The 21741-nt window shown below is 67.9% G+C and carries 18 protein-coding genes; 10 read left to right on the top strand and 8 right to left on the bottom strand.

Features of this window, described 5'->3' with window-relative positions; translation table 11 throughout:
- The first annotated feature begins 141 nt into the window (after positions 1-141).
- The 4 genes from B9Y64_RS07210 to B9Y64_RS07195 all read left to right on the top strand — a co-directional run bounded on the left by B9Y64_RS07210 (position 142) and on the right by B9Y64_RS07195 (position 3436).
- Complete coding sequence (locus tag B9Y64_RS07210; RefSeq protein ID WP_100440119.1) at positions 142-942, top strand: c-type cytochrome; 801 nt, start codon at positions 142-144, stop codon at positions 940-942.
- 106 nt (positions 943-1048) lie between these two features.
- Positions 1049-1699 (top strand): thiol:disulfide interchange protein DsbA/DsbL, encoded by a 651-nt coding sequence (locus tag B9Y64_RS07205; protein WP_100440118.1) that lies wholly within the window; start codon positions 1049-1051, stop codon positions 1697-1699.
- A gap of 106 nt (positions 1700-1805) precedes the next feature.
- Positions 1806-2645 (top strand): thiol:disulfide interchange protein DsbA/DsbL, encoded by an 840-nt coding sequence (locus B9Y64_RS07200; RefSeq protein ID WP_100440117.1) that lies wholly within the window; start codon positions 1806-1808, stop codon positions 2643-2645.
- Between the two features lie 53 nt (positions 2646-2698).
- A complete protein-coding gene (locus B9Y64_RS07195; protein WP_202909057.1) occupies positions 2699-3436 on the top strand; it encodes an endonuclease/exonuclease/phosphatase family protein in 738 nt (245 codons plus the stop codon).
- A 70-nt stretch (positions 3437-3506) separates the two neighbouring features.
- Here B9Y64_RS07195 and B9Y64_RS07190 read toward each other — a convergent pair whose 3' ends face one another.
- On the bottom strand, positions 3507-4376 hold the full coding sequence (locus B9Y64_RS07190; RefSeq protein WP_100440115.1) for an EamA family transporter: 870 nt from the start codon (positions 4374-4376) through the stop codon (positions 3507-3509).
- A 72-nt stretch (positions 4377-4448) separates the two neighbouring features.
- Here B9Y64_RS07190 and B9Y64_RS07185 point away from each other — a divergent pair, with 72 nt between their 5' ends.
- The 3 genes from B9Y64_RS07185 (at position 4449) to fhuE (ending at position 7853) form a co-directional block, all read left to right on the top strand.
- Positions 4449-4922 carry an Lrp/AsnC family transcriptional regulator gene (locus B9Y64_RS07185; protein ID WP_100440114.1) on the top strand — a complete coding sequence of 158 codons (474 nt, stop codon included), beginning with the start codon at positions 4449-4451 and terminating at the stop codon, positions 4920-4922.
- A gap of 43 nt (positions 4923-4965) precedes the next feature.
- Positions 4966-5517: a M23 family metallopeptidase gene (locus tag B9Y64_RS07180; RefSeq protein ID WP_100440113.1), complete on the top strand. Its 552-nt coding sequence runs from the start codon at positions 4966-4968 to the stop codon at positions 5515-5517.
- 176 nt (positions 5518-5693) lie between these two features.
- Entirely contained in the window at positions 5694-7853 is a 2160-nt protein-coding gene (fhuE, locus tag B9Y64_RS07175) for a ferric-rhodotorulic acid/ferric-coprogen receptor FhuE (RefSeq protein ID WP_100440112.1), read from the top strand.
- Between the two features lie 132 nt (positions 7854-7985).
- On the opposite strand, the gene B9Y64_RS07170 is transcribed toward fhuE, so the two are convergent.
- From B9Y64_RS07170 to B9Y64_RS07160, 3 genes are all read right to left on the bottom strand, one after another.
- Positions 7986-10796: a TonB-dependent receptor gene (locus B9Y64_RS07170; RefSeq protein ID WP_406753706.1), complete on the bottom strand. Its 2811-nt coding sequence runs from the start codon at positions 10794-10796 to the stop codon at positions 7986-7988.
- Positions 10797-11118: 322 nt separating this feature from the next.
- A complete protein-coding gene (locus B9Y64_RS07165) occupies positions 11119-11526 on the bottom strand; it encodes a biopolymer transporter ExbD (protein WP_100440110.1) in 408 nt (135 codons plus the stop codon).
- Between the two features lie 71 nt (positions 11527-11597).
- The gene (locus B9Y64_RS07160; protein WP_100440109.1) at positions 11598-12005 is read right to left on the bottom strand and encodes an ExbD/TolR family protein; all 408 of its coding nucleotides are present in this window, start codon (positions 12003-12005) and stop codon (positions 11598-11600) included.
- A gap of 151 nt (positions 12006-12156) precedes the next feature.
- Here B9Y64_RS07160 and B9Y64_RS07155 point away from each other — a divergent pair, with 151 nt between their 5' ends.
- From B9Y64_RS07155 to B9Y64_RS07145, 3 genes are all read left to right on the top strand, one after another.
- Positions 12157-14142, top strand: coding sequence for a transglycosylase SLT domain-containing protein (locus B9Y64_RS07155; protein ID WP_100440108.1), 1986 nt, complete (start codon positions 12157-12159; stop codon positions 14140-14142).
- 119 nt (positions 14143-14261) lie between these two features.
- The gene (locus tag B9Y64_RS07150; RefSeq protein WP_049429401.1) at positions 14262-14498 is read left to right on the top strand and encodes a hypothetical protein; all 237 of its coding nucleotides are present in this window, start codon (positions 14262-14264) and stop codon (positions 14496-14498) included.
- 55 nt (positions 14499-14553) lie between these two features.
- A complete protein-coding gene (locus tag B9Y64_RS07145) occupies positions 14554-15774 on the top strand; it encodes a multifunctional CCA addition/repair protein (RefSeq protein ID WP_100440107.1) in 1221 nt (406 codons plus the stop codon).
- Positions 15775-15853: 79 nt separating this feature from the next.
- Here the strand turns inward: B9Y64_RS07145 and B9Y64_RS07140 are convergent, their stop codons facing one another.
- The 4 genes from B9Y64_RS07140 to B9Y64_RS07125 form a co-directional block, all read right to left on the bottom strand.
- Complete coding sequence (locus B9Y64_RS07140) at positions 15854-16288, bottom strand: SseB family protein (RefSeq protein WP_100440106.1); 435 nt, start codon at positions 16286-16288, stop codon at positions 15854-15856.
- Positions 16289-16337: 49 nt separating this feature from the next.
- Positions 16338-16673 carry a hypothetical protein gene (locus B9Y64_RS07135; protein ID WP_100440105.1) on the bottom strand — a complete coding sequence of 112 codons (336 nt, stop codon included), beginning with the start codon at positions 16671-16673 and terminating at the stop codon, positions 16338-16340.
- A gap of 3 nt (positions 16674-16676) precedes the next feature.
- Positions 16677-17714, bottom strand: coding sequence for a S41 family peptidase (locus B9Y64_RS07130; protein ID WP_100440104.1), 1038 nt, complete (start codon positions 17712-17714; stop codon positions 16677-16679).
- A gap of 612 nt (positions 17715-18326) precedes the next feature.
- Positions 18327-21692: an autotransporter domain-containing protein gene (locus tag B9Y64_RS07125; RefSeq protein WP_100440103.1), complete on the bottom strand. Its 3366-nt coding sequence runs from the start codon at positions 21690-21692 to the stop codon at positions 18327-18329.
- Positions 21693-21741 lie beyond the last annotated feature (49 nt).

The following is a 21741-nucleotide window of genomic DNA, read 5'->3' as shown; positions in this document are numbered from 1 at the left end:
TGTTGCGGCGCCGCGCGCCCGTGCCGGCGGCCTCCGCGGCCATTTTGCTGCACTGCTGCGTTGACCGTGCGCGGAAACGCCGTTGATAATCCGGGCGATGCCGGCGGCCACCGCCCGGCCCGGTCCATACGGAGCTTTAGCATGCGCCACGCTCGCGTTCTTGCCGTATCCGCCCTTGCCACTGCTGTAGTCGTTGCCGCCGCTGCGTTCGCGCAGACCACGTTGACCCCGCTACCCGACAACGGGCCGATCCGCACCGCCTCGCTGGAGGTGGATTTCAGCAAGACCCACTGGGGCGATGCCAAGGCCGGCCAGACCAAGGCGACGGCCTGCGCGGCCTGCCACGGTGCCGACGGCAATTCCACGGTGGAGATGTACCCGTCCATTGCCGGCCAGAGCGAACGCTACGTGGCCCAGCAGATGGCCCTGATCGCCAACGGCCAGCGCAGTTCCGGCGCGGCGGTGGCGATGGTGCCGTTCGTGCAGAACCTTACCCCGCAGGACATGCGCGATATCGGCGCCTACTTCGCCACGCAGAAGGCCAACGCCGGCATCGCCGACGACACGGCGGTTACCGAGGGCCCCTACAAGGGCATGAAGTTCTACGAGATCGGCCAGCAGCTGTACCGCGGCGGTGATGCCAAACGTGGCCTGCCGGCCTGCATGGCCTGCCACGGCCCCAGCGGTGCCGGCAATCCCGGCCCGGCCTACCCGCACCTCGGTGGGCAGCACGCCAGCTATGTCGCGCGCCGCCTGCAGGAATACCAGGCCGGCCAGACCAACGAGACCGACAAGGCGCACTTCCAGATCATGGCGACGGTCGCGCAGAAGCTCAGCGAGCAGGAGGTGCAGGCACTGTCGAGCTACCTGCAGGGCCTGCACAACAAGGCCGATGACGTGGCCGCTGCGGCGGCTCCGGCACAACCGGCTGCCGCCCCCTGACCACCACTGGTCGGCCCGGGCCGCCACGTCGGCCCGCGGCTGCGGTATGTTTCCTTCACGCCGGCGGCTGCGCCGGCGTTGCTTTTTTCAACGGAGATGCGTGTCGATGAGGTTGATTTCCCGCCTGCTGTTGTCCGTGCTGGTGCTGCTGCCGCTGGCAGCCGGCGCCGCCACCCCCGCCAATGCCCCGCTGGTCGAGGGCAAAGACTACGAGCGCATCGCCCAGCCGGGCCCGTTCCAGCCGCTGGCCGGCAAGATCGAGGTGGTCGAGGTGTTCGGCTACACCTGCCCGCACTGCGCCCATTTCGAGCCGCAGCTGGAAGCCTGGGCGGCCAAGCTGCCGGCCGATGTGCGCTTCACCCCGGTCCCGGCAGCCTTCGGTGGCGTCTGGGATGCCTGGGCACTGGCCTACTACGCCGCTGACGAAGTCGGCGTGGCCAAGCGCAGCCATGCCGCCGTGTTCAAGGCCCTGCACGAACAGGGTTCGCTGCCGATGCAGAACGTCTCGGCCGATGAGCTCGCCACCTTCTACAAGGCCTACGGCGTGACCCCGGACCGCTACATCCAGGCCCTGCGCGGCGATGCCGTGCAGAAGAAGGTCGATGCCGCGCGCGCGTTCGCCCAGCGCACCAAGGTTCCGGGCACCCCGGCCATCATCATCAACGGCCAGTACCTGGTGCGTGGCAACAGCTTCGACGACCAGCTGCGCATCGCCTCGGCGCTGATCGCCCAGGCCCGCGCCGCCCGCGGCCGCTGAACCCAGCCCCACCACCGACACGGCGCTGTCGCCGCCGCGTGTCATCATTTCCCTCTGGCCGGCGCCCGCCGCCGGCCCCACCTTTCCAGATGCTGGAGACGTTTCCATGAAGACCCGTTTCGCCGCCCTCGCCCTCGCAGCGCTGCTGCCGATCCTGGCCGCCTGCAAGGCCGACGACGGCAGCACCAACACCACCGCGGCCCCGGCCGAACCGGCTGCGGCCCCGGCTGCCACCACCGAACCGGCTGCTGCGCCGGCCGCGGGCAACGAAGGCACCGCTCCGGCTGCCGCCGAAGGCGACAAGGCCCCGGCCGAAGCGGCTCCGGCCGCCGCGCCGGCCCCGACCACCGCCGCGCTGACCGGCCCGGCCCCGGTGGAAGGCGCCGACTATCAGGTGATCCCGAACGGCCAGCCGTTCCAGCCGGCCGCCGGCAAGATCGAAGTGACCGAGATCTTCGGCTACGTCTGCCCGGCCTGCGCCGCGTTCCAGCCGCTGGTCGGCCCGTGGAAGGCCGGCCTGCCGAGCGACGTGAACTTCGTCTACGTGCCGGCCATGTTCGGCGGCACCTGGGATGACTACGCCCGTGCCTTCTACGCCGCGCAGACCCTGGGCGTGCAGGAGAAGACCCACGAAGCGCTGTACGCCGCCATCCACTCGCAGAAGACCCTGAAGGGCGAGCGCGGCCGTGACTCGGTGGAAGACATCGCCAAGTTCTATGCCGCCTACGGCGTGGATCCGAAGCAGTTCGCCGCCACCATGGGCAGCTTCGCGGTGAACGCCAAGACCAACTCGGCCAAGCAGTTCGCCCAGCGCAGCCAGATCAGCGGCACCCCGTCGATCATCGTCAACGGCAAGTACCTGGTGAAGGGCAAGAGCTTCCCGGACATGCTGCGCATCGCCGACCACCTGATCGCCCGCGAACGCGGTGCGGCCCAGGCTCACTGATCCAAGAGAAGCATTTCCCGGCCGTGAATTCCCCCCGTACACGGACCCTGCGCTTGCTGACGGCCAACATCCAGGCCGGCTCCAGTACCCGCCGCTACAGCGACTATGTGACCCGCAGCTGGTCGCATGCGCTGCCGGCGGGTCGCAAGCGCAGCAGCCTGGACGCGATCGCCACCCTGGCACGCGAACATGACATCGTCGGCCTGCAGGAGGCCGACCCGGGCAGCCTGCGCTCGGGCTTCACCAACCAGACCCACTACCTGGCCCAGCGCGCCGGCTTCAACTACTGGAGCCACCAGCCGAACCGGCGCATGGGCGGGGTCGCGTCCAGCGCCAATGGCCTGCTGAGCAAGCTGGAGCCGGTGGAAGTGCAGGACCACGCCCTGCCCGGCCGCATCGGCGGGCGCGGCGTGCTGCTGGCCAAGTTCGGCGACGGCACCGACGGCCTGGCGGTGGCGGTGGCCCATCTGTCATTGGGTGCGGGCTCCCGGATGTCGCAGCTGGGCTTCATCGCCGAGCTGCTGTCCGACCACCCCAACGCGGTGCTGATGGGCGACTTCAACTGCCTGGCAGAACGCCCGGAAATGCAGGTGCTGTACCAGAAGACCCGGCTGCAGCCACCGGGCTGCATCGTGCCGACCTTCCCCAGCTGGCGGCCCGACCGCGCCATCGACCACATCCTGGTCAGCAGTGGCCTGCACACCCGCACCGTGGAAGCCGTGCCGGCCGCGTTCTCCGATCACCTCGCGCTGGCGATGGCGATCGACGTCCCGGCCGACGCCCTGCGCTGAACCAAAAAGGGGACGGAGGGGATTAAGTCGTTTATGCATTAACGACTTAATCCCCTCCGTCCCCTTTTTTTCATGCGGCGATCGGCACCTTCAATCGCCGTGCGGTCATGGTGCTGCCGACCGAGGCCAGCACCGTGCAGCCGATCGCCAGCCACTGCAGCCCGTGCAGGTGTTCGTGCAGCAGCAGCATCGCCCACAGCGCGGCCACCGCCGGCTCCATGCTGATCAGGATGCCGAACGTCTCCTTCGGCAGGCGCTTGAGCGCCATCATCTCCAGCGACATCGGGATCGCGCTGGACACCAGCGCCACCACCAGGCCGGCTGCCAGGATCTTCGGATCGAGCAGCGCGGCGCCGGCATGCACCACGCCCACCGGCACCACCACCAGCGAGGCCGCCAGCAGCCCCAGCGACACCGAATGCCCGGCGTGCAGGTGGCCGGCACGCTTGCCGAACACGATGTACAGGCCCCAGCACGCCGCTGCGCCCATCGCATACAGCACGCCGGCCGGGTCCAGCGCCGGGCCGCCCCCCAGTGGCAGCAGCAGCAACAACCCCACCACCGCGCAGCCCACCCAGACGAAGTCGATCGGTCGTCGTGACGACAGCATCGCCACCGTCAGCGGCCCGGTGAACTCGATGGCCACCGCGATGCCGAACGGGATCGTGCGCAGGGCCATGTAGAACAGCAGGTTCATCAGGCCCAGAGTGAGCCCGTAGCGCAGGATGGTGATCGCATCCACGCGGCTGGTCTTCCAGCGCCATGGCCGCCAGAACAGCAGCAGCAACAGCGCCGAAAAGCCCACGCGCAGCGCGCTGGTGCCCTGGGCGCCGATCAGCGGGAACAGGTGTTTTGCGTAGGAGGTGCCGATGGCCAGCGAGGTGACCGAGCCAAGCACCGCCAGCGCCGGCAACATCGGCGCAAGTCGTGAGGTCTGCATGGGCAGAGTCTATTGCGCCGGCGCCGAGCACTTGGCTCAATTGACAGCCCGTTCGTGCAACTTCTGCTCGCCATGGCCACCGCCCCTGTGCTCGACAGCTTCGACCGCGCCATCCTCGACCTGCTGCAGCGGGACAACGCCCTGCCGCAGCGCGAAATCGCCGAGGCCGTGCACCTGTCCACCCCGGCCGTGCAGCGCCGCATCAAGCGCCTGCAGGACAGCGGCGTGATCACGGCCAATGTGGCGGTGGTCGCCGCCGCCAAGGTCGGGCGGCCACTGACCATCATCGTCGAGGTGCGCGTGGTCAGCGAGCAGCGCGAACGCGTGGCGCCGTTCAAGCGCCGCGTGCAGGACGACCCGGCAGTGCAGCAGTGCTACTCGATCACCGGCGATGGCGATTTCCTGCTGCTGCTTTCGGCGGCGTCGATGGAAGAGTACGAGGCGATCACCGAGCGGTTGTTCGGCGGCGATGACAACATCGAGCGGTTCCGTACGTCGGTCGCGCTGGGTACGTTGAAGCGGAGTTTCGAAGTGCCGCTGTCCTAGCGCAGATGCCGTCGAGCACGGCCCGACGCTACAGTCGGAGACCATGAACACATCGCCCTCCCCCGCCCGTCGCCTGCGCCGCTGGCTGCTGCGCGGCACGTGCCTGGCCATTGCTCTCGTTGCCGTGCTGACGCTGTGGAACAGCCCGTGGGCCGCCGCGCCGAAGCAGCTGTGGACACTCTCGCGGATGCCTCCGGCCAGCGAGCTGCCGGTGCCGGTGGACGGCGTCCGGCCACGCCAGATCGCCGATACCTTCGGTGCGCCGCGTGGCCGTGACCGCTCCCATGCCGGCATCGACATCTTCGCCAGGCGCGGCACCCCGGTGCGCAGTGCCACCGTCGGCGTCATCGTGGATGTCAGCGACCGCGGCCTAGGTGGCCGCCAGGTGTGGCTGATCGGGCCCGGGCGCGAACGCTACTACTACGCCCATCTGGACGGCTGGGCCGAGGGCCTTGCGCGCGGCCAGGTGGTGCAGCCCGGAGACCTGCTCGGCCATGTCGGCGACAGCGGCAACGCCAAGGGCACCCCGCCGCACCTGCACTGGGGCATCTACGGCACCGACGGCGCGCGCGATCCGCTGCCGCTGCTGCGCTGACCCGCCCGACCCCGTGAACAACGGGCCGGCTTGTTCATGATTTGTAAATAGGAATAGTTCGTATTACGATTCTTTCGTTTCCGGTGGCGCCAGGACGGCCTGCCTGCCCTATCCCTACCCCGTAGCGCCTCGCCTCCTGGATGCCGGCCGATCGCGCGTGCTCGCCCAGGACCCCCATGACCCGTTCCACCCTCCGTACCCCGCAGCCGCAACGGCTGTCCGTTGCTGTGCTTGCCGTGCTCTGCGCCGTGGCCCCGACCGCCTTCGCCGACACCGCCGCCGACCCGACCACCCTCGACAAGGTGGTGGTGAAGGGTGAACGCGCCGAAGGCTATTCGGTACGCCGCACCTCGGCCGGTACCCGCTTCGACCTCGCGCCGCGCGAGATCCCGCAGTCGGTCAGCATCATCAGCCACCAGCGCATCGAAGATCAGAAGCTGGACGACATCATCGACGTGCTGGCCAACACCACCGGCGTCACCAGCACCCAGTCCGACAGCGAACGCACCGAGTTCTACGCACGCGGGTTCTACATCGATGCGTACCAGTTCGATGGCCTGCCCACGCAGATGGTGCAGAACTGGAGCTACGGCGATTCCGGGCTGGACCTGGCGCTGTACGACCGGGTGGAAGTGGTGCGCGGCGCCACCGGCCTGCTGAGTGGCGCCGGCAATCCGTCGGCATCGGTGAACCTGATCCGCAAGCACGCCGACAGCGCCGAGCTGACCGGCAGCGTGTCGGTGAACGTCGGCAGCTGGGGCCGCACCCGCACCACCGTGGACGTGGGCAGCGCGCTGAACGCCAGCGGCACCGTGCGCGGCCGGGTGATCGGCAGCTACCTGGATACCGACGGCCAGATGGACCGCTACAACCAGCGCAAGACGCTGGGCTATGCGGTGATCGACGCCGACCTGACGCCTGACACCCAGTTGAGCGTGGGCTACGACTACCAGCAGAAGCGTGCCAACGGCGCCACCTGGGGCGGCTTCCCGATGCTGTACTCCGACGGCTCGCGCACCGGCTACGACGAATCGTTCAACGCCAGCCCGGACTGGACCTACTGGGACACCACCAGCAAGCGCGCGTTCGCCACCCTGCAGCACGCCTTCAGCAATGGCTGGAAGTTCAAGCTCGGCGCGACGCATGACGAGACCAAGGCCGACGACAAGCTGTTCTACCCCGCGTACAACGATTGGATCACCGGCGCGTCGAACTTCGACAAGACCACTGGAGCCGGTATTTCGCCCTCGGCCGGCTTCTACAACACCGAGCGCAAGGTCACCGGCGTGGATGGTTATGTCGATGGCCCGTTCCAGCTGTTCGGCCGCGAGCACCAGTTCATGGCCGGCCTGAGCTACAACAAGCGCGAGTACGCCAACTACGGCGACTACCAGGTCGGTGGCCCAGGCCGGCCCTGGGACCCGTTCGCCAGCTATCTGAACTGGACCGGCAACATCAGCGAGCCGGGCTGGGGGCCGCTCGGCCTGCAGAGCCGTGGCACGATCACCCAGAAGGCCGGTTATGCCGCCACCCGCCTGTCGCTGGCTGATCCGCTGAAGCTGATCATCGGCGCACGCTACACCGACTGGAAGAGTGAGGGCGAGGGCGCTGACCGCGCGCACAAGGTGACCACGCCGTACGCCGGCCTGGTGTTCGACATCAACGGCACGTACTCGACCTACGCCAGCTACACCGAAATCTTCCAGCCGCAGACGCTGAAGGACCGCAACGGCAGCTACCTCGATCCGGTCGACGGCAAGAGCTACGAGGTGGGCGTCAAGGGTGCCTGGTTCGACAACCGGCTGAATGCTTCGCTGGCGGTATTCCGCATCGAACAGGACAACGTCGGCCAGATCACTGGCGAGCCGGTGCCCGGCAGCCAGAACGAATTTGCCTATCGCGCCGCGCGCGGCACGGTCAGCCGTGGCTTCGAGTTCGAGCTCAACGGCGAACTGGCACCGGGCTGGAATGCCACCTTCGGCGCCTCCCGCTACGTGGCCAAGGACATCAATGGCGCCGACATCAACACCAACCTGCCGCAGACCGCACTGAAGCTGTTCACCAGCTACACGCCGCAGTCGCTGCAGGAACTCACCGTCGGTGGCGGTGCCAACTGGCAGAACCGCATCTACTACCCGGTGCCGGCCTATGGCCGTATCGAGCAGAGTGGCTACGCGCTGGTCAGTGCCTTCGTGCGCTACCGCATCTCACCGGAGTTCAGCGTGCAGGCCAACCTCAACAACCTGCTGGACAAGAAGTATCTCTCGCAGATCACCGGCTACGGTGCGTATGGCGATGGTCGCAATGGTTCGCTGACCTTTACCTGGGCGTTCTGAGCAGGCACGGGGCACGACCGCCCCGCACCTGTAGAGCCGAGCCCATGCTCGGCTCAGAGATTCAGCCGAGCGTGGGCTCGGCTCTACACCCGCAAGGCAGCGCCGGAATTGACCGGCGCTGCCACCGTCACATCAGAACCGCAGATCCGCGCGCAGGTACCAGTAACGGCCACGCGGGATGTCGTAGGTCGACGCGTCATACCCGTTCAACGAGCACGACAGGCAGATCGGCGGATCCTTGTCGAACACGTTGTTCAGGCCGGCAGTCAGCTGCAGCCCCTTCATCCAGTCGATCTTGTAGCCCACCTGCATGTCGTGGAAGGTGGTGGCCGAGAGCGTGTTGGTGCCGGCGGCCTGGTTGCTGCACACCGGGAACGCCACGGCATCACCGCAGTTCTCGGTCAGCTCGGAGATGTGCCGCACCGTCCAGTTCGCACTCCAGCGGTCCATCGTCCAGGCGATGCTGGCGTTGCTGGTCCACTCCGGAATGGAGCTGTCGGCCACTTCCACGCCCGGCTTCTGCGGCTGCTTCTGGCCGGCCGCGCCGGTGGCCTCGTAACGGCCGACGAAGGTGTTCTTCCAGGCCAGCTTGAACTGGCCGACGGAGGTCTGCGGCAACGTCCAGAACAGGTCCACGTCCCAGCCATCGGTCTTGATCGAGCCGAGGTTGGTCAGGCGGTTGTTGAAGCTGCTGACCGCACCGGTGCTGGCGCGGGTGATGCCATTGCAGTACACCGGGTCGAGCGTATCCACGCACAGGTCCAGCTGGGTCTGCGCGTTGATCGCCTGGATCGCACCGTCGATGGCATGGCGGTAGAAGGTCACTTCCACGTCGAAGCGCTCCGACCACGACGCGTTGTTGCCGAACCACGGGCTCCACACGAAGCCGGCGCTGAAGCTGCGCGAGCGCTCCGGCTCCAGCTCGCGGTTGCCGCCGGTGGTCACCGAGATCTGCGAATTGGCCTGCTGGAAGCCGGCCGGCACGCCGAGCGCGGCGCAGTTGGCGGCACTGCCGCGTGGCGGCGTACCGCCCAGGCCCACCGAGCACGGATCGAACAGCTGCAGGTCGGCGCGCGCGGCCGAACCGTACAGCTCACCGATCGACGGTGCACGGAAGCCCTCGGCATAGGTGGTGCGCAGCACGAAGTCGTCGGTCACCTGCCAGCGCAGGCCGTACTTGGGGGTGAACTCGCCACCGAAGGTGGAGTAGTCCGAATAGCGGCCCGCCAGGCTCAGGTCCAGCTTCTTGCCCAGCGGCGAGTCGGCGAAGATCGGAACGCTCAACTCCAGGTACGCTTCGTTGACATCATACGAACCGGACGTCGGCTGCGACGGCACGCCATTGTAGTGGCCGGCCACAGTCAGCGGATCGGGCTGGTACCAGCCCTTGTACTTGCGGTACTCGTAGCCGCTGGCGAACGACACCGGGCCGGCCGGCAGGGTGAACAGGTCGCTGGACAGGTTGGCGGTGAACAGGCTCAGCTCGTTCTGGCTGCGATCACGCACCACCGGCTGGATCCACTTCAGCATGTCCGGGGTGATCGAGCCGACGCCGCCGAAGATGTTCAGTGGCACGCAGCCCGGCGTTGCCGCACACACCGCCGGATCACCCAGCGCCATGTTGACGTTGTAGATGTTGTAGCTGCCGTAGTTGGTCTGTTCGGCCTTGTTCTTGCTGTACATGCCGTTGACGTCCCAGTACCAGCTGCGGTCGGCGGCATGGAAGTTGCCGACCAGGCCGGTGGCCACATAGGTCGTGTTGACCTCCTGCTTGAACACGCGTGCCCCACCCTCCACCGGGCGGCGCCCGATCAGGCTCATGTTGCCCGAGGACACCAGGTCGAAGCCGAACGGGTTGTACGGGTTCAGGCGCGAGACCACGATGTTGTCGGCCAGCGGATTGCCGGTGGCACCGTCGGGGCCGAAGAACAGCGGCTCGGGGCCGGCCTGGTTGGTCGACTCGCGGCGGTTGCCCAGCGCCTTGATGTACCACTGCACGTTGTCGGTGATGTCGAAGCGGAACTGGCCGAACAGGCCCTTGCGCTCGGACGGGGTCAACACCATGTTGTATTCGGCGAAGTTGAAACGATCGGCGCTGGTGAAGCAGTGGTAATCATCGGTGCGGTTGCAGCCGGCACTGCCGTCGTAGCGCGGGCTGCTCACGCCGGTATTGGGCACGATGTCCTGCTCGGCGCCGGTGTTGGGATCGACGAAGGCGAAGCGGCCCTGCGGAATGCCGCCGCTGCCGAAGGCCAGGCCGGTCCCCGGGATCGGGAAGCGCGACTGCTCGCGGTCGCGGGCGAACACCGGGTCCTGCTTGGTCCAGCTGGCACCGAGGAACAGGCTGTAGCGATCGCCGCTCTTGCCCCACGCCAGGTCCACGCCCTTCTGCGTGCCGTCGCCCTTGCTGTACTCACCATAGTTCAGGGTCACCTGGCCGCCATCGAAGTCGCGGCGGGTGATGATGTTGACCACGCCGGCGATGGCATCGGAGCCGTACAGCGACGATGCGCCGTCTTCCAGCACCTCGATGCGTTCGACGATGGCCAGCGGGATGGTGTTGAGGTCGGTGGCCGCACCGACGCCCGATGCGGACGACTCATTGACCCAGCGGATGCCGTCGACCAGCACCAGCACGCGCTTGGCACCGAGATGGCGCAGGTCGACCTGCGCCGAACCGGCACCCACGCCGCTGCCATCCGGCGGGAAGCCGAAGTTGCCGGACGAATTGAACTTGGCATTGAGCGCCGAACCGGAGCCGGTGAGCTGCTGCAGCACCTCGCTGATCGAGTTCAGGCCGGTGCGTTCGATGTCACCGCGGGTCAGGGTCTGGATCGGGACCTGGCCTTCGACTTCAGCGCGCTTGATGCGGGTACCGGTGACTTCCACCGCGTCGAGGTTGGTGGTGGATTGTGCAGCGGCACCCAAGGGTGCCAGGGCCATCACGCACAGCGTGACGGCAACCGCCAACGGGCGGTGGTGCAGGTGATTCATTCGCTCTCTCTCCAAAGGAATGTCGGGACATGGGCTGCCGCGCTCCCCCCTGCATGGCGGCAGCGTCTCCTTTGTAAACAAGCGGTAAAAATCACGGCGTGATGATCGACACTCTTTCACGCGGAATTGACGCAATTGACGGTCATTTGCGTGAGATGAGGGCCGTTTGGAACCGGACGGTACTGTTCACCGCCTTCCGCATCTATGCCGGTTACGACAGCACTCGCCGAGATCCGCCACAGTTCATCAAGCGGACCTGTCGGTACCGGCGCTAGTTGCCCGCCGCGTCCACGCGCAGCCCATGCTGGCTGACGGCCAGCAGCACGCGCGCCATGTCTGCGTAATCGGTGTCGTCGGAGGTCGCCAGATGCACCCAGGGGCGATGCTGCTGGGGCATCTGTTGCGCCTGTGCCAGGTACTGCTGCAAGGCGGGGCCGTCCAGCGGCTGGCCATTCCAGAACACCGCGCCCGCGGCGTCGATGCGCAGGTTGATCGGCTGGGGCGAAGACGCCGGCCAGGGTGGGCAGGAGGTGCGCTGCTGGAACGCCAGCAGGCCGGTTGCCTGCGCCATCGGCAGCGTGGTGATCACCAGTGCCAGCAGCACCAGCAGCACATCCACCAGCGGTGCCAGATTGGGGGTGGCAATCAGCGAGGCCACGCGCTGTGTTCCGTATCGCATGCCCTGTTCCCTCGCAGGAAGAGCGGCCCGCCGATGGCGGGCCGCCCGTTGCCGGGACCACCGCGCGAAACTCACCGCACGAAGGCGATGCGCTCCATGCCGGTGGCCTCGGCGGCGGCCAGTATCCGCGCCATGCCTTCGTACTCGGCCGACGGGTCGGTGGCGATGCGCAGCTCCGGCAGGTTGCCGGCATGTTCGCCGGCCTGCGCCTGCAGTCGCGCCTGCAGATCGCCGATGGCCATCGGCTGGCCATCCCAGCTGAGCTGGTTCGAGGCATCCAGGCGCAGCTCGATCGGCGGCGGCGGTTCGGGGCGATCGAGCGTGCGATCGGTGGCCTGTGGCAACTGCACGGCAATCGGCCGGGCCACGATCGGCGCGGTCACGATGAAGATGATCAACAGCACCAGCATTACATCCACCAGTGGCGTGACATTGATGTCCGCCAGCGGGCCGCTTCTTCCTGCGCTACTGAACGCCATGTGCCGCTCCCTGCAGCCGGGCCGTTCGCCCAAGGCCGACGTTACGACGCCTGCCATCACCTGCGGCAGGGGCCTGCGCGGATTCATTCAGCTGTCGTTGCCGACGCCCGGCGTGCACGCAATGCGAAACTGAATTCAGCCATTGCCCGCTATGCTGCCCGCCATGACCCGACGCTCTTCGACCGCCCTGTCCCTGCTGCCCTTGGCCACCACGCTGCTGATCGGCTGCGCCAATGCCCAGTCCCTCGACGCCCAGAACGCGCAGCTGAAGGCCGCGATCGCGGCCGCCGAACGCGGCCAGTTCGATCCTGGCCAGGCCGCCGCGCTCAGCCGCCATCCGGCCTATGGCTGGCTGGAGTACGCCAACCTGCGCCGCAACATCGACACCGTCGATACCGCGCAGGCGCAGGCCTTCCTCAAGCGCTACGACGGCCAGGCCGTGGCCAGCACGTTCCGCAGCGTGTGGCTGCCCTCGGTTGCACGCCGCCAGGACTGGCCGACCCTGCTGGCCAACTGGGCCCCCACCGACAACGCCGGCCTGCGCTGTGCGCAGCTGACCGCGCGCCAGGTGACGGGCAAGGTCGATCCGCAGTGGATCAGCGAAGCGCAGGACCTGTGGCGCAAGAACGGCAAATCGCTGCCGGATGCCTGTGACGCCGTGTTCGCCGTGCTGCAGGCCCAGGGTGGGCTGAGTGACGCCCTGCGCTGGGAACGCATCGACGCTGCCGCCGACGCCCAGCAACCGGCGGTGATGCGCAGCGCCGCACGTGGACTGCCTGCCACCGACCTGGCACTGGCCAACAATTACGCCGCCTTTGTCGACAAGCCCAATGCCGGCGCACTGAACTGGCCACGCAACGAGCGCAGCCGGCGCATTGCCACCGATGGCCTGGCCAAGCTGGCCAAGGCCGACCCGGCTGCCACCGAACAGCAGCTGCCGCAGTACGCCCAGGCCCTGGGCCTGAGTGCCGACCAGCAGGGCCAGGTGCTGTACCAGATCGCACTGTGGACAGTGGCCTCCTACCTGCCCGATTCTGCGCGCCGCCTCAACGCGGTGCCGGAATCGGCGTATGACGAGCGCCTGCACGAATGGCGCGTGCGCGAAGCGATGTCGCGTGGTGACTGGCCGGCGGCGCTGACGGCGATCCGCAAGATGGGCAGCAAGCAGCGCAGCGACCCGCGCTGGCGCTACTTCGAAGGCCGCATGCTGGAGAAGACCGGCCAGGCCCAGCAGGCGCAGCCGCTGTTCCGCGAGGCTGCGCGCGCACCGACCTTCCACGGTTTCCTCGCCGCCGACAAGCTGCAGCAGGGCTACACGCTGTGCCCGTGGAAGCCGAACGACAGTGCGCAGGCGCAGGCGGTGATCGCGCGCGACCCGGCCATCCAGCGCGCGATGGCGCTGTACCAGATCGATCGCGCCGGCTGGGCCGTGGCCGAATGGAACAGCGCGCTGTCGCGTTTCGACAACACCCAGCGCCGCCTCGCCGTACGCGTGGCGCAGGACAACGGCTGGTTCGACCGCGCCGTGTTCGCGCTCGGCAAGCAGCCGCAGGAACAGCGCCTGTACGACCTGCGCTTCCCGCTGCACCACGACGCCACCATCCGCCGCGAATCGGCACGCAACGCGATCGATCCGGCCTGGGTGGCGGCGGAGATCCGCGCCGAGAGCACCTTCACCCCGCGCGCGCGCTCGCCTGCCAATGCGATGGGCCTGATGCAGGTGCTGCCGGCCACCGGTGCCGGCGTGGCCAAGTCGATCGGCCTGACCGGCTACGGCGGTGCCGACAGCCTGTACGACCCGGACACCAACATCGCCATCGGCACCGCCTACCTGCGCCAGCTGATGAACAAGTACGACGGCCTGCCGTACGTGACCATCGCCGCCTACAACGCCGGCCCGACCCCGACCGCACGCTGGCAGGGCCAGCGCCCGGGCTTCGATCCGGACCTGTGGATCGAGACCATCAGCTACAAGGAAACCCGCGAGTACGTGGCCCGCGTGCTGGCCTTCAGCGTGATCTACGACTGGCGCCTCAACGGCGATGCGCTGCCGCTGAGCGACCGCCTGATGGGCCGCCTGGTGGACAAGCGCAAGAGTTTCAGCTGCGCGGCCAACGCCGACCAGGGCGGCGATTGATCGCGCAGCGCCTGTAGAGCCGAGCCTATGCTCGGCTGCGGTTCGTTCCACCCGCGTTGCCGCACGATGAGCCGAGCATTGGCTCGGCTCTATACGATCGCCCTGGGGAGGGGGAAACAATGAGCCTGCTGGCCTGGATCGGGATATTCGCCGCCTGGAGCCTGTTCGCCACCTGGGTGCTGCGCTGGGGTGGCGCGGCCTGGATGGAAGGCTGGAAGTCGCTGGCCTTCGTCGACAGCTGGGGCAGCCTGTGGGACGAAGCGCAGATCAAGCTGTACTTCCTGTGCCTGTGGATCGTCTACGGCCTGTGGTTCCTGGCCGGCCTGTTCGTGCCGGAGTGGCGCGGCCTGCCGTAAGGCCTGTGCACCGGTAGTGCCGGAACATCTGCGCCTGCCATGCGATCATCCCCCCATGAAGATCTATCTTGTCGGCGGCGCCGTGCGCGACCGCCTGCTGCAGCGCCCTGCCGGCGACCGCGACTGGGTGGTGGTCGGCGCCACGCCCGCGCAGATGGAAGCGCAGGGCTATACCGCCGTCGGCCGCGATTTCCCGGTGTTCCTGCATCCGAAGACCGGCGAGGAATACGCGCTGGCACGCACCGAGCGCAAATCCGGCCGTGGCTATCGCGGCTTCGTGGTCGATGCCGATCCGGCGGTGACGCTGGAGGATGACCTGCAGCGCCGCGACTTCACCATCAACGCGATTGCCTGTGATGAAGATACCGGCACGCTGGTTGATCCCTATGGTGGTGTGCACGATCTTGAGCAGCGCGTGCTGCGCCACGTCTGCCCGGCGTTCGTGGAAGACCCGCTGCGCGTGCTGCGCGCGGCGCGCTTCATGGCCCGTTTTGCACCACTGGGCTTTACCGTCGCCGAAGAGACCATGGCACTGATGCGCGAGGTTGCCGTCAGTGGCGAGCTGGACGCACTGGTGCCGGAACGCGTCTGGCAGGAACTGCGCAAGGCGCTGGTCAGTGCGCAACCCTCCGCCTTCCTGCGCACGCTGCACGATGCGCAGGCACTGGGCCCGATCCTGCCCGAACTGGAAGCGCTGTACGGTGTGCCGCAGCGTGCCGAATTCCACCCCGAAGTCGATACCGGCGTCCACCAGGAAATGGTCAGCGACATGGCGGCGAAACTGGCGCCGGGCGATGACCTGGTCGGCTTTGCCGCGCTCACCCACGACCTCGGCAAGGGCCTGACGCCGCCGGAGGAATGGCCGCGCCACATCATGCACGAGCAGCGCGGCATCAAGCCGCTGAAGGCATTGTGCGCGCGGTTGAAGATTCCCACCGAGCACCAGCAGCTGGCCGAAGCGGTCTGCCGCGAGCACTTGAACGTGCACCGCATCGACGAACTGCGCGATGCCACGGTGCTGGAACTGCTGGGCCGTTGTGATGCGCTGCGCCGGCCGGAACGCGTGGCCCGCATCGCGCTGTGCTGCGAGGCTGACAAGCGCGGCCGGCTCGGCTTCGAGGACGCCGACTACCCGCAGGGCGAGACGCTCAAGCGCCTGCACCAGGCGGCATTGTCAGTGCAGGCGCGTGATCTGGATACCACCCATCTGAAGGGCCCGGCCATCGGTGAAGCGCTGGCCAAGGCGCGGGTGAAAGCCATCGCCGCCGCCCGCTGATTCTCAACGGCCGTACCGGCCGCGCGCGGACTGTTACGGGTAGTGCCGGCCGCTGGCCGGCAACCCTGTATCGCTGGATTCAGTGCGCCATGCCGCGGGTGATCGCCGCCGCACGCTGCTTCAGCTGGGCCACGGCATCGGGAATCATCTCCATGCCCACGTCCAGGCCCGGGTTCAGCACCAGGCCAACGCCCTCACCGATGCCGGCCAGCAGCGCGTGCACCGCGATCGGCATGGCGTGGGCGAACTGCGGCAACTGCTCGTGCCACAGGCCGGCGCGCTCGGGCGCGGTGAACACCGCGAACATCGGCTCGCCGCCCTCGCTGGTCAGCACCAGCGGCGAGATGCTCTCGTCCCAGGCGCCATCTTCGCCGATGGCCTTGTCCAGCAGCACGAACGCCGTCGAGGTCAGCAGGCCGTCGAGGAACTGCGCTGCGGTCAGCGTGCCGTCCTGGGCCTGCAGCAGGCGCACCTCGAGGTCGTTGAGGGGTTCGAACGGGGTGTCGTGGTCCATGGTCGGTTCCGGTACGTGATTGCAGGGCAGACTTTAACAGGCCCGGTCCTCAACCGAGGTATCCGTGCCGCCACATCCATCCGGCCATCGCCAGCCCGGCCACCCCCACCAGCATCAACGGCAGGCCGAAGCGGTGCCGCCACGGGATCGGCACCCCGCCCAGCTGCTGGTCCATGGTGTCGGTATCCAGTACCCAGCCGTGCTCGCACCGGGTGCAGGCCAGTTCGTAGCGGCGCTGGTAGGTGAAGCCGAACAGCAGGTCGATGCGCGCCATCCTGTAGCGCAGCTGCGGCGCGAACTCGGTTTCGGTCTGGCAGCGCAGGCAGTGGTGCGCTTCGGTGGGGCCGACGATCAGCACCCGTTCCTGCTGGCCGATCAGGATCATGGCTCAGCGGCCCTGGCAGGCAGGCTGGGCCAGCAGCCAGGCCTGGGCGGCGGCTACCGTGGCGGCATCACCGTCGACGCGCTGGTCAGGCTCGATCTTCAACCCATCGCCACGATCATTGCGGTCGCGCATCACGCTGGTGGTCAGCACCAGGCGACTACCATCCGACAACGTGTGCACCACATTGCCGGTGGAGACACCCGCGGTCGGCTGGCCGAAGCTGCGCATCTGCGGGCGGCCACGCCACGACAGCACCGACGCCTCGCCCGAACTGCCGGTGCGCGGCCCGAACAGCACCGCCACCGGCGCGCCAGGCTGCCGCAGCACATGGCCGGGCTGGCCGAAGTCCAGCAGCGGCTTGCCCGCCAGCCGCACGGCGGTCGCCGTCAACGTCCAGCGCTGCGGCCCTTGCGCGGTTTCGAACGAGCCAACGTCCTCGCTGTTCACCACCGAAGTGCGCAGCAGCGGTGCCATGCCCAGCAGCATCGGCCACATGGAGCCACCACTGTTGTCCCGCAGGTCGACGATCCAGCCACAGCGCGCGCCGTTGTCCTTGCCGCGGATGACCTGCTGCCACCGCGCAGCACGCTGGATGTCCTGGCGGAATTGTTCCTGGGGCGTTGCGCCGGGTGTGGACGCATATCCCTCGATGACCACCCAGCCGATGCGCGCATCCACCGCATCGGCGGCCTTGGCCCTGTCCACGGCGGCGGCGCCGGCCTGCTGCGCACGCGCAAGGGATTCGCTCTGGCGCTGGGTCGTGGTCCACACGCCATGCTGGCCCGTGCTGAGCGCGATGGCTTCGCGCAGCAACGCCAGCCGTTGCACAGGGTCGCCCTGCACCGACTGCAGCCGTGCGCGGGTAGCGGGCCAGTCCACCCGGTCGCGATACAGCGCCTGCCGTTCAAGCAGGTCGAGCATCTCGGCCTGCGCTTCCGGCGAGGGCACCTCGATCGCCTTCGGCGTATCGGCCAGGGCGTTGGCGGCGAGCAGCGTGAGCATCAACGCGCCGATGCGACGCACTCCCTTGCGAACCTGCATGCGACGTTTCCTTGTCGTTGAGCCAGGCCGCAGCATAGCTCGCGGGGGATGCCATTCGCCATGCGCGAAATCCTGCGGGTGCATGCGCGCCGTTGTTGTAGAGCCGAGCCCATGCTCGGCTGCGCGGGTCCTGGCGCCGGTGGGACCTGTGCCGGCCAAGGTCGGCACCTACCGAAGCGGAATCGTGCGGCCTGGTGGGACCTGTGCCGACCAAGGTCGGCACCTACCGAAGCGGAATCGTGCGGCCTGGTGGGATCTGTGCCGACCAAGGTCGGCACCTACCGGATGGGTGCATGCGCGCCGTTGTTGTAGAGCCGAGCCCATGCTCGGCTGCGCGGGTCCTGGCACCGGTGGGATCTGTGCCGACCAAGGTCGGCACCTACCGAAGCGGAATCACGCGGCCTGGTGGGATCTATGCCGACCAAGGTCGGTACCTACCGGATGGGCACATCCGCGCCGTTGTTGTAGAGCCGAGCCCATGCTCGGCTGCGCGGGTCCTGGCACCGGTGGGATCCGTGCCGACCAAGGTCGGCACCTACCGAAGCGGAATCACGCGGCCCGCCGAAGCGGAATCGTGCGGCCCGTTGAATTCTGGCCGGGCATGGCCCGGCGCTACCAGTCCGCGCGCAGGCCGATGTTGCCTTCGATGATGCGGCGCTTCTCGTTGCGGTCGCCGCCCAGTTCACGGGCGTAGTCAGCCACGGCATAGGCACTGATGGTGCGGTTGAAGCGGCCGACCACGCCGACACCGGCTTCCAGCGCGCGCGAACGCTGCGTGTTGATGATCGCTTCGTCATCGAAGCGCACGCGGTCCTCGCCGGAACGGCCATGCCAGTAGTTGAGCTTGAAGTACGGCTGCCAGCCGTTGTCGGCCAGCTGGTAGTCACCGGCCAGGCGCAGGCCGATGCGGGCGGTCCAGGCGTTGTCGCTGTCGAAGCGCTCGGTCGACACCAGATCGCGCCGGTCATCCAGCGAGAGGCGTTGCCAGATCACCTGTGCCTGCGGCTCCAACCACCAGACGGACTGCCCGAACCGCAGCAGCGGTTTGCCGGCCTCCAGCGAAAGCGTGGTGCCATCGCCACGGATGCCGAAGCCCAGCCCGCGCGAGGAGCGCACGCGGCCGTCGTAGCGGCTCTGCAGGGCCACCGCGTCGAGATAGCCCCCTTCGCTGCCGGTAAGCGTCCAATACAGGCCCACGTGCTTGTCGTCCAGGCGGCTCTGGCCAACGTCCACGTTGTCCCAGCCCAGCGCCAGGCCGGTACTCCTGCCCTGTGCGCGGGTACGGCCGACGAACACGCCCACCTGATTGCGGTGGTTGCCGCTGTCCATGGCCCACACGTCCAGACCCGCCTGCACACCCATCACCTCGCCATCGAAGCCCGAACGCGCATTGCCCTTCCAATGGATCTCGCTGCTCTGCCCGACCAGCCGGCCCCAGGCCGTGCGCAGCGCGCCCTGGCTGTACAGCAGGCGCTGCTCGCCCTGGCGTTCGTGGAAGGTGCCCAGGCTGGCCCGCGACGCCTCGCGCAGCAGCGGCAGCACGCCGCTGTAGAGCGCGGTCTCCACCCGGTACAACGGCACGGTGCCGTCATCATCCGGCTCGGCCGGTTCGGCATCGGGTGTCGGCGGTGGCGTGCCGGTCCCCGGCAGGCCGCTGTCATCGGACGGCGTGGGTGGCGTCGGCGTATCCGGGGTGGGTTCCACCACCTGGTTGGAGCGCATGTACCAGTTCTGCCCGGTACCGGGGCTGACACCGCCCTTGAACAGGAAGTACTGGTGGGCACCGGCCGATACCGGCGCATACAGGGTGAACGCACCGGCCGTCGAGGTTGCACCGTTCAACGCCTGCACCACCATCACCCCGTCCACCATGCTCGCCGCGCCCGGCCCGCCCACGTTGGTCACCTTCAACGAACTGCGGCCGCTGGCTGCGCCACCGTCGACCACCAGCCGGTCCGAGGGCGCGCCATCGCCGGCAAGATAAGCATTGAGGGCGATGGTTGCGTCCTGGCCCACGTAGTTGCCCGCGACCGTGAGGGTGTTGCCGACGCCCGTGCCGCCGAGCTGCAGCAGGCCGGCATTGGCCAGGTTGCCGTTGATCCTGAAGGTGCCGGAGTTGCCCGCAGCCAGGCCCGGCGCCGCATTGGCCACCGCGATCGTGCCGGTGTTGCTGACGTTGCCGGTGACGCTGCCGTAGCCACCCAGCGTGGCCCCAGCCGCGACCTGCACCGGGCCACCGCCGCCCAGCGAAGCCGCCGCGCTGCTGCTGCTGCCGAGAACCAGTGTTCCGGCAGCGATGTTGGTGCCGCCCGCATGGCTGCTGGCGCCGTTGAGCGTCAGCGTGCCGCTGCCGAGCTTGGTCAAGGCCCCCACTCCACTGATGCCCTGTGCGAGAGTTGAATTGAAGCCTTGGGTATCGATCGCGCCGTTGTTGGCGGTGATCGACAGCGCGCGCGCCGCGTCCAGATCGAATGCTCCCCCCAGTTGCAGCGTGCCACCGTTGAACGCCAGCGGGCCCGATGCCGCGCCCAGCGCCGCATCTGCCGCCACCGACAGGACGCCCTGACTGAGGGTGGTACCCCCGGCATAGGTGTTGCCGGATGCCGGCGCCAGCGTCAGCGTGCCGGCACCGGTCTTCTCGACCGCACCGCTGCCACTGAGCGTGCCGGTATAGGTGCCGGCACTGTCCTGCTTGAAACGGACCAGGCCGTTGTCGGTGACCGACAACGGCAGGTTCCCCGCGTTGGCCTGCAGGGTTGCGCCAGCATCGACCGTGGCCACCACCGACGCGGTGCTGGTGCCGAGCGTACCGGTGAGGTCCAGCGTGCCGCTCTGCACGCGCGCGGTATCGAAGGTCCCCGTACCCGCCCAGGCCCAGGCATCGCCCGCCATGGTCAGGCTCTGGAAACCGTTGAAGGCATTGGACGCCGTACCGGTGCCCTGCAACGTCACCGTGTTGGTGCCGTTGCCACCGTTGGCGACGCCGACAATCTCCGAGCCGGTCTGCAGCACCAGCGTCACATCGCCGTTGCCGCCCTGGATGGCAGTGCCGCTTCCGCCCTCGATCCGGCCGGCGTTGGTGATGGTGGTGGCTCCATTGGTCGAGCGCACGCCGATGCCATTGCTGCTGATGATGCGGCCGCCCGCCAGATTGGTGATCGTGGCGGTGAACGATCTGCCAAGCGTGTTGGAAACCACCGCGTCGGCACTGCCACTGCTGTTGGTGGCGCCCGTGGCCAGCACCGTGCCGCTGTTGGTCAATGTGTTGTTGTTGCCCTGCATGTACACGGCGGGCGCATTGCGGCCATTGCTGGTGAGCGTGCCACTGTTGTCGATCGTGCCATTTCCACCCAGCAGGGACGCCGCCCGTGCATTGTTGCCCGAGGTGGTGACGGTGCCGGTATTGATGATCGTATTGTTGGCGGCGCCGCTGTTGCTCTGCCCCCAGGCGGCGGTCATGCCGTAGGAGTTGTTGCCGGTGGTGGTGATGCTGCCGTTGTTGACCAGCACGTTGCCGTTGCCGTTGGCGGCAATGCCGTCGTTGTAGGCACCCGTGGTGGAGATCACCCCGCTGTTGGTGTTGGTGATCGTGTTTCCATTGTTGGCCCCCAGCAGCACCGCACCACGGTTGGCCACGCCGCTGCCGTTGCCGCTCATCGACAGGTTGCCGCTGTTGCTGATGGTGCTGGCACTGTCCACCGAATACGGCGTCGGATCGGAACCCAGCACGAAACTGCCGTTGGCCGTTGCATCAAGACTGATGGAGACATTGCTGCTGCCTGTGGCCGCCACCACGGCAGGCACGCCGTCACCGGTGCAGGTCACCGCCGTATTGCTGGTTGGCGACGTCGACGAGCAACTGCCGGCAGCGGCTGCAGGCGGCGCACCCAACGCCAGCAACGGACCGGCAGCCAGAACCTGCAGCAGGGCAATGGTCAGGCGGCGAAGGCGGAGCACGGGAGGAACGGCACGGAACATACAGCACTCCTGGACAGGGGGAACAGGAACTGCGGGTATGCGGCACCGC

The organism is Stenotrophomonas maltophilia, assembly GCF_002799245.1.
GTDB classification, from domain to species: domain Bacteria; phylum Pseudomonadota; class Gammaproteobacteria; order Xanthomonadales; family Xanthomonadaceae; genus Stenotrophomonas; species Stenotrophomonas maltophilia_S.
Note: the sequence above shows the minus strand (reverse complement) of the source record. Positions and strands in the feature narration are given on the sequence as shown.